The sequence below is a fragment of the Paenibacillus sp. 2KB_22 genome (assembly GCF_052115745.1).
Taxonomy (GTDB): Bacteria; Bacillota; Bacilli; order Paenibacillales; family Paenibacillaceae; genus Paenibacillus.
This window is the reverse complement of sequence record NZ_JBFRHG010000002.1, coordinates 847,029-858,730: the sequence shown is the minus strand read 5'-3', so window position 1 is coordinate 858,730 and position 11,702 is coordinate 847,029. Positions and strand designations below refer to the sequence as shown.

Annotated in this window: 9 protein-coding genes; 7 read left to right on the top strand and 2 right to left on the bottom strand. The window is 43.6% G+C overall.

Annotation, left to right across the window (positions count from 1 at the left end):
* The first annotated feature begins 13 nt into the window (after positions 1-13).
* Together spo0A and AB4111_RS14800 are read left to right on the top strand one after the other, a co-directional pair.
* Complete coding sequence (gene spo0A / locus AB4111_RS14805) at positions 14-820, top strand: sporulation transcription factor Spo0A (protein WP_253438786.1); 807 nt, start codon at positions 14-16, stop codon at positions 818-820.
* Positions 821-1,242: 422 nt separating this feature from the next.
* On the top strand, positions 1,243-2,199 hold the full coding sequence (locus AB4111_RS14800; RefSeq protein WP_442032184.1) for a GGDEF domain-containing protein: 957 nt from the start codon (positions 1,243-1,245) through the stop codon (positions 2,197-2,199).
* Between the two features lie 261 nt (positions 2,200-2,460).
* Here the strand turns inward: AB4111_RS14800 and AB4111_RS14795 are convergent, their stop codons facing one another.
* The gene (locus AB4111_RS14795) at positions 2,461-3,270 is read right to left on the bottom strand and encodes a hypothetical protein (protein WP_442032183.1); all 810 of its coding nucleotides are present in this window, start codon (positions 3,268-3,270) and stop codon (positions 2,461-2,463) included.
* Between the two features lie 208 nt (positions 3,271-3,478).
* Here AB4111_RS14795 and AB4111_RS14790 point away from each other — a divergent pair, with 208 nt between their 5' ends.
* From AB4111_RS14790 to AB4111_RS14770, 5 genes are all read left to right on the top strand, one after another.
* Entirely contained in the window at positions 3,479-5,440 is a 1,962-nt protein-coding gene (locus tag AB4111_RS14790) for an ABC transporter substrate-binding protein (protein ID WP_442032182.1), read from the top strand.
* A gap of 188 nt (positions 5,441-5,628) precedes the next feature.
* A complete protein-coding gene (locus AB4111_RS14785) occupies positions 5,629-7,602 on the top strand; it encodes an AraC family transcriptional regulator (protein ID WP_442032181.1) in 1,974 nt (657 codons plus the stop codon).
* Positions 7,603-7,771: 169 nt separating this feature from the next.
* Positions 7,772-8,809: an NAD(P)/FAD-dependent oxidoreductase gene (locus AB4111_RS14780; RefSeq protein ID WP_017687612.1), complete on the top strand. Its 1,038-nt coding sequence runs from the start codon at positions 7,772-7,774 to the stop codon at positions 8,807-8,809.
* 431 nt (positions 8,810-9,240) lie between these two features.
* Positions 9,241-9,891: a hypothetical protein gene (locus tag AB4111_RS14775; RefSeq protein ID WP_442032180.1), complete on the top strand. Its 651-nt coding sequence runs from the start codon at positions 9,241-9,243 to the stop codon at positions 9,889-9,891.
* A 534-nt stretch (positions 9,892-10,425) separates the two neighbouring features.
* Positions 10,426-10,902, top strand: coding sequence for a hypothetical protein (locus AB4111_RS14770; protein ID WP_017687614.1), 477 nt, complete (start codon positions 10,426-10,428; stop codon positions 10,900-10,902).
* A 118-nt stretch (positions 10,903-11,020) separates the two neighbouring features.
* Here AB4111_RS14770 and AB4111_RS14765 read toward each other — a convergent pair whose 3' ends face one another.
* Complete coding sequence (locus AB4111_RS14765) at positions 11,021-11,620, bottom strand: thymidine kinase (RefSeq protein ID WP_062835251.1); 600 nt, start codon at positions 11,618-11,620, stop codon at positions 11,021-11,023.
* Positions 11,621-11,702 lie beyond the last annotated feature (82 nt).

The following is an 11,702-nucleotide window of genomic DNA, read 5'->3' as shown; positions in this document are numbered from 1 at the left end:
GGAGGATACCGTTTTGCAAAAAATTGAGGTATTGCTGGCCGATGATAATCGTGAATTTACGAATTTGCTTGCCGAATATATATCTGAGCAGGAAGATATGGAAGTAACCGGTATTGCATACAATGGAGAAGAAGTATTGCAATTGCTGGAGCAAACTCGGGATGTGCCGGATGTATTGATTCTGGATATTATCATGCCTCATCTGGACGGTCTGGGTGTGCTTGAGCGCTTGCGCGACCTGAACCTGTCTCCACAGCCTAAAGTCATTATGCTTACGGCATTCGGACAAGAGAATATCACACAGCGTGCCGTGCAACTCGGAGCTTCCTATTACATTCTCAAGCCGTTTGACATGGAAGTGCTTGCGAATCGTGTGCGTCAACTGGTGGGAACACAGACGGCGATGTCCACAAGCAGCGGATCATCCATGTTCATGAAATCCAATGTCGTGCCAATGGGCAAACACAAAAATCTGGATGCTAGCATTACGTCCATCATACATGAAATCGGTGTACCTGCGCATATTAAGGGATATCAATATTTGCGCGAAGCCATTACGATGGTGTATAACAATATCGAAATTTTGGGAGCTATCACCAAAACATTGTATCCGGCCATTGCCGAAAAATTCAAAACCACGCCGTCCCGCGTCGAACGTGCCATCCGTCATGCGATTGAAGTGGCATGGACGCGTGGTAACATCGACAGCATCAGCCACCTGTTTGGCTACACGATCAACATCAGCAAGTCGAAACCAACAAATAGCGAGTTCATCGCGATGGTTGCTGACAAGCTGAGAATTGAGCATAAGGTGAGCTGAAAGGGTCAGGAGTAGTGATCCGCTACAAAACTTGTATTCAGAATAGTTTCCAGCCAGATGAATTTGGCGATAAACAACCTGAATTAGCACATATCTTGGCGATAAACCGCTGGGATGTATGCTAACGAATACCGTCATTTATTGGATTTAGTACATCCAGTAAATGACGGTGTTTTTGCTTTACGACTATATGAATCAAGAGGATGAAATTGATCTGTGTACGAATTATTTCCAACATTTTAGATTGAGCATTAGAGTAATGCGATTTAGTTAGATTTAGTAAAAGGAAATATTTCATAAACTTTTACCTTCAGTTAACGCTTTTTCAAGTAGAAAGTGGTACGATGTGACCATTGACAAAGACCTACATATATATTTTGGAAAGTTCGGATTAGATGCTACGAACAGAGGAGTAGAATCGTATGTTTACGCAAATAGGCGAGATTGCTGAACCAATTCCTGTAGTACAATTTGATACAAAATGTGATATCGTCTATCATCTTTTCAAGTCCAATCCCAGTCTGGAAGGTATAGCTGTTATGGGGGAGAAGGGGGTGTCATTGATGATGCGCCCTCAATTCTTTCAGCAGATTGGCACCCAGTATGGCTACAACCTGTATATGGGACGTCCTGTAGAACTAGTGATGAACACGCAGGCACTGGTCGTGGATTATTCGGAACAGATTACGGATGTCAGTGTTCTCGCCATGGACCGAGATGAAGGGGAAATATATGACCTTGTGCTGGTCACCTCAGGGGAAAGTTTCTTTGGAGCTGTGAGTATTCGCCGTTTGCTGCTTGCTGTTGCTGATGTACGGGCTGAAATGGCGATTTTTATGAACCCCCTGACTGGCCTTCCAGGTAACCATATCATAGATGAAAGGCTATCTCAGGCTCTTCAGATGGACCATTTTAGCGTATTGTACGTTGATCTCGATCAATTCAAATCCTACAATGATAGCTACGGCTTCAAAATGGGGGATCAGCTTATTCAGGCGACAGCTAATTTGCTTCGCAAGCTTTTTGTTCTTCCTGAAGCTTTTCTTGGACATATCGGTGGTGATGATTTTATTGCGATTCTCAATCACCATGACTACAAGCACATTAGTGAGGAAGTCATCTCGGGTTTTGAGAAAATGAAAAAGACGTTCTACAACGAACATGATTGGCATCACCAATATGTTCTGGGGGAAGGACGCTCCGGGCTGAATCGACCCATCCCTCTCGTGTCGGTATCGATCGCCGTTGTGACCAATAGCAAGCAAAAATATGAAAATATAGATCAGATCATTGATGAGGCCACACGCATCAAAAAAGGTTGTAAAGCGATTGCCGGCAGCATCATCTGTGCAAATGATACCGCCAGCAATCCATGTTAGAAATAAAAAGTACACATACGATATAAATGGAAATATACAACTATACGAGAAACGTAGAGGAGAGAATGAACCTTAAGAAGTGGAGCGTTCGCCTTTATACCCAAAACAGTAAAATGCAGAAATGCAGAAAAACCACTACTTATCAGGAGATAGTCACCTGTAATAGTGGTTTTTCTATCATGCGAGTTGAGAACTGTGTTGTGAAAAGAAAACACCTCAACCTCAATATGTATACATATAAGTATGTTTGAGCAAAAGTACTCAGATTCGAATATCGACGGATGGATATGACGTAGCCTGAGAGGCGGAAGCCGGAGTTTGCGGGCCGTTTCCGGATTCCTGATTCGTGGCGCCCCCATCTGATGGCTCCTTACTTTCCGTTTTCTTTCCTTCACTTACTTCCTGATCTTCTTCTCCAGATGTTGCAGAGACAGGTGGTTGTGTTGTTTCTTTAGGTGTGGGCTGATGGATCTCTTTCACTAGATCCCCAATCTTTTGATTGACCTTGCTAAGCTGAGAATTGATGTCTTGAACAACCTCTCGTTTTGCCTGAAAGACGGTGCGCTCTGAATTTTCCAACATCATGGATTTGCCCAGATCGAGAGCGTTTCCCGGAGGATTAATCTCCAGAACGAGTCGGTCGAAGCGGGTCTCTCCTTCAGTGGTCTGAATGGAGCCCTGCATGCGATCACGCAAACCGACCAGCTTACCCAATTGATCATAAGTCTGACTATGCTTAATTAGATGATCCAGTGAAGGGGCTTGTGTCTCTTCGGAAGGTTTGGGTGGTTGCTGTTGAGTTTTTTCGGGCTGTCTTAATTTGTTCTTTTCCTGCAATTCCTCTGATTTAATTTTAGCGATCTGGCTATCGATCTGGGAAATGGAGCTCGTTAAGGATTTAATCCGCTGAGCTTTGGTTTTGGTATCCAACTCGTCATTGGTTTTTACCCCTTGCATTTCTTCATTGAGCCGGATCTTCTGCTGCATGAGTCCCTGGATTTCTTTATCCCGATTGGAGACTTGATTCCCGGGAGTGAAACTGCTTTTGGTTGCAGATGAGATTGAATTCATATCCTCTGTACTCCTTCTACTCTTAATCATGGTTCTATTTACATATATCGGTTGTTAAGAGAAGGATTTGAATAGCTTTTTTTTGTCGTCAGGATGGTTTCATTTACATCGGTTGTATTGTGTACTTCATCATAATAATTGATAATGGTTATCAATAAGTGGGTGGAAGTCTAGAAATAATACATGCAGACGGAGTTGGGTTAGCAAAATGTGGAACGATTATTATATCCTCTGGAACTATGCTGCGGTGAGTATAGCAGATATACGTTACATGGAATTAGAGGCCTATGAAGAGATGAATTACAAATTTCCAACAAGTACCTTTGTACTCACCATTCAGGGTGATGCTGGCGTAACGATTGAAAAACAAACGTATGAAGTGAGTCGCTTTTATATTCTCCATGGGGGAAAAGGGAGTAAGTTGGTGATTCAAGCAGGCGAATCCGGATTGCGCTTATATTACTTGATGTACAAAGCAAACCTGCCTCGTGGAGGGAGAAACGATCTGGGAAGGTTAATGGAGCGTATCAATCCGTTCCAATTGAACTATGGCTTTACCCCCGATATGCCAACCATTCTATATGAGCAATTGAAACAGATGCACTTTTTGTGGGATCAAAAGAACCCCATTCAGCACTTTCAGGTCAAGAGTTTGTTCTATGCATTTGTGGAGCAGATATCGTCACAGGTTCCTCTTGTGTCCAATCGCTATCCAAGTATTATGGATCAGGTCAGCAAAGTCATTGAAATTGTAGAGTCTTCCTATACCCAGCCACTTACGCTTCATGTTTTGGCAGACATGATCGGCACCAGCCCAAGAAGTTTGTCACGCAAGTTCAAGCAGTCGACGGGAACCAGTCCCATCGATTATCTGATTCAGTTTCGGTTGTTCAAAGCCAAGGAGATGTTGCTGCAAACGGACGCCACGTTGGAGGAGATTGCAGCCGGCATCGGTTATCCGGATGGATATTATTTGGGACGTATGTTCAAGAAACATACAGGTCTTTCTCCTTTGCAATTCAAAGAAAAAAGCTCAGCACCCCTATATTGGCCTGATCTGACATCAGACATGGCGCGAAATGACATTTTCAGAGGTGGAAGTGGAAGGTATGTTTATACTGATGGTGATAATCATTATCAATATAAGCATGGAGGGTCAATAAATATGAACAGACAGACAAGAACGGGAATGCTGCTGAGTATTCTACTAAGTCTTACGTTACTGCTAAGTGCCTGCACTACAGGTGCTGCCAGTAATTCGAGCGGGGATGCATCCGGCAGCAATCGTACGTCAAGTTCCACGAAGACAGTACCAGCGGAGAATCAAAGCAAAACATCGGAACCACGTACAATCTCAACAGTTAAAGGAGATATTACAATCCCCGCTGAACCTAAACGGATTGTCGTTGACTTGTACCTGGGAAGCCTGATTGCTCTGGGTTTCAAGCCTGTGGGTACACCGGAGATGAATCTGAAGAATCCTTATTTTATCGAATCACTTGAGGGTGTGCAAAATATTGGTGAATATGAAACCATTTCTCTCGAGAAGGTGTTGGAACTTGAACCGGATTTGATTGTGACAGGTAATCCTGATTTGTTTGATTCCTTTAGCAAAATTGCACCTACTCTGGTTGTTCCTTATGGCGAATTGAAAAACACCCACGAAGAGATCGCTTACTTTGGAGAAGTGCTGAATAAAGAAAAAGAATCCGAGGCTTGGTTAGCCGATTATGACGCAAGAATCGCAGATGCCAAGAAGCATGTCAGTGAGGCGATTGATCCAGCAGCTGAGGTGTCGGTCATGCAGTTCTATGATAAAGCACCGTTGGCCTTTGGTGATAATTTTGGTCGGGGAGGTCAGGCAGTCTACAACGCGCTTGGTTTGAATCCTCCTGCAGATAAAAAAGAGATCTTAATGAAAGATCAACTTGTTGAAGTATCATCGGAAGCGATTCCTGAGTTTGCCGGAGATTACATTATTCTAACAGCAGATAATCTGACCCTGGAAGAGTTGAAATTGAAACCAGTCTGGAGTTCACTGGATGCGGTTAAGAATGATCGAGTGTTTATCTGGAGCAAGGATCGTTCATGGTACTTTGACCCGATTGCAACATTGGATCAAACAGAGGAATTGGCCGCGTGGTTTACGAAGATCTCTGAACTAAAATAAACGTAACAAGTGTTGGATGAGATGAAATCCAATTCCACTCTAGATTTCAGTTGATAATGAAAATTATTATCATTTATAATGGAGGTATATTAGTGAACCTCGGCTATGTATATGTTATTGGACGTGTGGCAGAACGATGACCTTGTAAGGTCTTTGGTCCAGATGAGGCTGGGATTGGAGAGTATTCAATGCAATTAGATGAACAGATGAAATGCTGGAATCTTGCCGCTGTTAAGGTTCTGGATATACGCCGGATCGTTATGGGGGCAGGGGAACAACTGAGTTCCTATACACTTCCGGCAAATGGTTATATATATACGATTCGAGGATCGGCTGTGCTTCAGTTGGATGGACAAACATACAAGGCAGAGCGATTTCACATGCTTCATGGGGCAAAAGGATCTTCACTGGATATCCAAACCAACGAAGATTTGGAATATATTCTGCTCTATTACAGAGCATTCCTTGCCTTTCCTGGTTATCGCAAAAAGTGGTTATTGGCACAGCCTGAGGTTGCCCCGTTTTCTTTGCAATATGGATTTACGCCAAATAGTCCGCTTGGACTGTTACGTTACCTGGATGAGCTTGAGGATGCATGGGCACAGTCCGGCAGTCTGGATCTGCTTCATACGAAAAGTTTATTTTACCAATTCATTCATGAAATGATGGTTCAGCTAACAGAGCAAGAGATCAAAACAGAGCTTGCTGACCCGGTGAAACAAACCCTTCGTTACATACAGACCCATTACAGGGAACAGGTCACGCTTGATTCTCTGGCTGAACAATTCAATTACAGCTCTCGTCATTTATCCATGCAATTCAAACGAAAAACGGGTTACAGCCCTATTGATTATTTAATTCAGACTAGAATCGCCAAGGCTCGTCATCTGCTTGTACAATCTGATGCAACACTGAGTGAAATTGCAGTAGAAGTGGGTTATTCGGATGTGTATTATTTTAGTCGCATCTTCAAAAAACATGTGGGAATCTCTCCGATATTATATCAACGGAAGATGAGAGAAGAGGGGCGAACAGACGATTGTCCATTGCATATCTCTGAATCGTCCATTGGCCGGAAGTGGAAGTCGGGATATATTGATTATGAGAATCATTATCAATATATAGACGGAGGGTCTACACGGATGAAAAGAAGAAAAACAAGTTCCAGTATGATTATGGTTGCATTATTGAGCATCACGATGCTGCTCGCAGCCTGCTCTTCAGGTACAGCAACAACACCAATAGCTGGCGAAGGCACGGGTGCCAGTTCCAATAACAGCAGTACGGCAGTGTCATCAGACACAGGAAGCCAAGCGAACAAAGACAATGAAACACGAACGGTCTCAACGGTTAAGGGTGATGTGGTTGTTCCAGCGAATCCTAAACGGGTTGTTGTATTATATCTCCAGGGAGACGTCGTTGCGCTTGGAATTAAGCCCATAGCTACATCTGAAGTATTCAACGGGGCTGCCTACAAGAGTGAGCTTGAAGGTGTTAATTCACTAGGCACCTGGTTCGAACCGAATCCTGAAGCTGTCATTGATCTTGACCCGGATCTAATCATTGTTCCTTCCGAAGAGACATATACGTTGTTAAAGGATATCGCACCTACGGTATATATTCCGTACGAGAAAATGACAACAGAAGAAAGACTCCAGAGTATAGCGAGTATTTTTGGCAAAGAACAGGAAGCCGAGACGTTAATCACCAATCTCAACAACAAAGTCGAAGAGAGTAAGAAGACTCTTGCAGATGCAGGCATATTGGACAAAACGGTATCCATTGTGGAGGGCGGCTTGAAAGGTATGGTTGTTGTAGAGAGCAAGCAATATGGCAGAGGATCTCAGGCGCTATATGAATACTTGGGGATGAAAGCACCTGAAGTAGTACAAAAAAAAATTGATGTAGTATCGGAAGCGGGAGGCTCCAATCTATCCATGGAAGTACTGCCTGAATATATAGGGGATTACGTGTTTCGTTCGGTGTATGAAGGGGCAGATAACCTTACGAATGATCCAATATGGAGTAGCATACCGGCTGTGAAAGAAGGTCGCCTAATTGAGATTGATTTTGATTTCTTCTATTATTCAGATATCTATTCAGTCAATAAACAACTTGATTTTGTCGTGGAAAAGCTGTTGGCGGCTCCAAGAGCGAATTAGTAAAGAATAGTAAAGTGCAGAGTAGTTCGAAAATGTTTTGTACAAGAAATGTTTGTTTTTTAGCCATTGTATTTTGATAAGATTACCATTACACTAGGATTTAAGTGATAATGAGAATCGATATCAAATACTCGATGTTCTGGATCGAATTAACGGAGGTATTTTTAATATGAATCAGCAGTTGGAACTCTATGATGTAACCATTATCGGCGGTGGCCCTGCGGGCATGTACTCTGCCTTTTATAGCGGCATGCGGGACATGAAGACCAAGTTAATTGAGGCACGTGACAGATTGGGTGGTCGCATGTTATTTTATCCGGAGAAAATGATCTGGGATGTCGGGGGTGTGACGCCAATTCTGTGTGAAGATCTGATCAAACAATTGGAAGAACAGGCACGAACTTTCGAGCCAACCCTTGTATTTGAACAACAAATCGAAGGATTTGAACGTCAACCTGATGGCACAATTCTGTTAACTTCTGCAACGGGTGAACAACACTGGACACGTACCGTTATTATGGCAATCGGATATGGTATATATAAAATGGCCAAGCTGGAGCTTGAAGGTGCAGACCGTTATGAGGTTAGTAATCTGCACTATACCGTGCAAGAACTGGAGCCATTCCGCGGTAAACGCGTGCTGATCTCGGGTGGAGGCGACTCTGCTGTGGACTGGGCGAATGAATTGGAAGCACTGGCGGAGCAAGTTACGGTTGTGCATCGTCGTGACCGCTTTGGCGGGCTGGAACGTAATGTACTGCGCATGAGAGAATCCTCTGTCGATGTCCGTACACCATACGCCGTAGAGACCTTGCATAGTATGAGTGGTGATGTGATTGAACAGGTGACCATCTCACATGTGGACACAGGCGAAACTGAACTGCTTGAAGTAGATGCTGTCATTGTGAACCATGGCATGAAGAGTGACTTTGGTCCAATTCGGGATTGGGGACTTGATCTTGGCGAATGGCACGTCACCACAACGGAGAGATTGCAAACCAATATTCCTGGTGTTTTTGCCGCAGGTGATTTTGTAGATTATGGTAGCAAACTCTATCTGATTGCGGGTACCTTCACTGATGCTGCCCTTGCGGTGAACAGTGCGAAGCTTTACATGGACCCTGAAGCGGAAAAAGTGGCTTATGTTTCTTCCCATAACAGTCGCTTTAAGGAGAAAAATAAAGCTCTTGGTGTCGTGGAAGAATAGATGAATACGTTTGGATCGAGCAAGATGATTTCGGGTTAATCCCGAAGTCATCTTTTTTGCATAAAATGGGTAATAAGAAGGCATAATGGCACAAGATAGAGCAGGCCCCGAATTGAACATGTACTACCAATTGTCTATAATAAGCCAGAGAAACATTAGAATAACAACTATATATATTGAAATAATAATTTACACGACAACGGAGGACAGAAAAAATCTGAAAAAGCGTAGCGGGCGCCTAAAAGCTTTCTGAAAGAAAGCTACATCGGAAGCATACGCTATCCTCGGATTTTCCCTTGAGAAAAAGGGAATCGAAAAAATCTGGGGATAACAGCGATTGGAAGATTGTTCTGTCATCGTAGTGCCAGTGTAAATAAACTTTAATTCAACTTATATAGATACCATAAATAGATCAGAGTGGAGTGCAGCGTATGAAAAAGGGATCGCAGTCACAACGAGGTTTCACCTTCATCCAGCGGTGGTTCAAACGATCTGATAAAAAAAAGATCAAATGGTCAGAAATGTATCTCGCACTTGCCGGTGCGCTCCATCGCTTGTTGGTTGAAGGGCGGCGTGAACGTTCAGCAACCAAACGGCTGCATCAGGACTTGCCCATTAACGCGTTGGGTGAGATGAAGCTAGAGCCAGGGGATATTGTGTACACGCCAAGCTCGGAATCAACGTATTACGCCGGGCATATGGGCATTATCGGTCTCGATGGCAAAGTGTATCATGTACACCCTTATGGGCCTGTATTTGCTGATTCATTAGAGTGGTATCTCACGCGGTTCTATGAAGGGGATCGCTTCATTGTATTCCGTTCCAGACTGAGTGAGGCAGGCATGAAAGCAGCCGGTTGGGTACAGGACCATTACAAGCAGGTGAAATTCTACCGATTGCAGACCAATCTTCGCAGTATTGAGCGTAATTACTGTTCCAAGTTTATATATCAGGCCTATCAGTTCACATCCGGACTGGATCTGTGGAGTCGCAAATTTACCCGAATGAATCAGGGGTATATCTACCCATTTCGAATTGAGCGCTCACCAGAGCTGGACGTTCTGGGAACTTTTTATAAATAAGGTAGGAACCGACTGAAATGCTGTTCTTCCGAAAGGAAGGAAAGCAGGTTATGTCGGTTTTTTTTATATGTGTAGAGATTAAAAACAGGAAAAACGCCCAAAACGTCGAATAGATTATGAGATAGGCATGCACAACTTGGAATCGTATACATAACAGAAGGCGCGATGATTTTTAGCCAAAAGCGAAAAAACGACTACGAAGTAGGCGAACAAGAGAGAGTGAAGCGAGATGAAATGGCCGGGCTTCTTACACCGATTCCGACTGAACCAAAATGTAGTGAAGCTATCGGACTATACCCCAAAAAAGGAAAGGAGGCACTACTGTTCCATATGTAAGAAAAACGTCAAATCGGTCGTGCATTATGCGGCACCACAGGGAAATGTTTCAGGTGTATGCAGTTCTTGTAAGTCTTTGGCGGATGAAAGAGGAATGTTTCCCATTTAATAAGAAGAGATGCGCTCAGGAAATAAGAATTTTTTGATTTATGCGCGTTTTTGTAGTACATTAGCAAATGTATTCGAAGGAGGATTCTAATGTACTCAGGTAGACAAGACGATACTTTATACATCATGACCTACACCTTAAACAGCGGTATCAAGGGTACGGTTCCACTGTCTAATAAGCAGATTATTGAGTGGCTGGATTGCTACAGAAATGAGAAGCGCTTCGTGACCGAAATCGGCAAGGAGTTTTTTGGATTGAATGCAGGATTGGTAGCAGACTTTAAGGTTCAGAATCATTTATCGGATTATCAGCAGACCATTATGCCTACACAGCAACAGGATAACCTGGAACGCCTGTCCAGTGCTTATAAATCAACGGAGTTATTAATGAAGATTGATTGTAAATGCGGCACGGCTTACGTGACGGAATCTCCATACAAGCGCACGAAATGGTACTGCACGAAGTGTAAAGAGATTGTATTTTTGGATGCTAAAAAAGGAATGGTGGAAACGTCGCGTGGTGACGCTTACTACATGACCAACAAATATTTTGTTTCCCGGGACTAGCGGGAAGTGATCCTGTAAGCATCGCTGCAAAGCGATGCTTTTTTGTGCAAATGTTCGCCGCGACAAACAAAAAAAGCCCAAAAGGGCTTTTTGGAGGATCTCAGAGATCACTTAGAAATTATGAGGAGCATTCAACTTTGTGAGGAGGAATGAAGCAACAACGACAGCGTGGCTCGTAAGCTTCTGAATCGCCAATCATGACAACCGGACCCAATGTAACGGGCTCCCCATTGACGATACGTTGCGTAAAGGCAGCATCCGGGCTGCCACATACGGCACAGAAAGCCGAGAGTTTCTCAATGTCATCTGCCATGGCAAGCAAACCGCCGACATATCCGAATTCCTTACCACGGTAATCCATATTAAGTCCGTCCACAATAACATGTTTGCCACAATAAGCTAGCTCCGAGACAAGTTCCATGATGGCACTGCTGAAAAATTGTACTTCATCAAATGCAACAACATCAGCATCTATGGTTTGATTCAGGATCATTTCTACGGATTCCGGGGTTAATTGCCGGGGAATGGAATGGGCAGGAAGTCGATAACCAATTCGGCTCACGATCTCATCCTGGGCAAACCGATCATCCTCGGCTGGTTTGTAGGCCACAACCTTTTTACGGCCAAATTGAATTAATTTCTGACAACGGCGAATGAGTTCACCGGACTTTTCACTGAACATGGGTCCAGTAATTACGGTAATACGTCCTGTTTGCACGGTGCTGCTACTCCTCTCACATACGGGATTCAACAAAAAAAGCGACCATTACAGAGTACCACAAAATCTTTGGTAAGAGCCA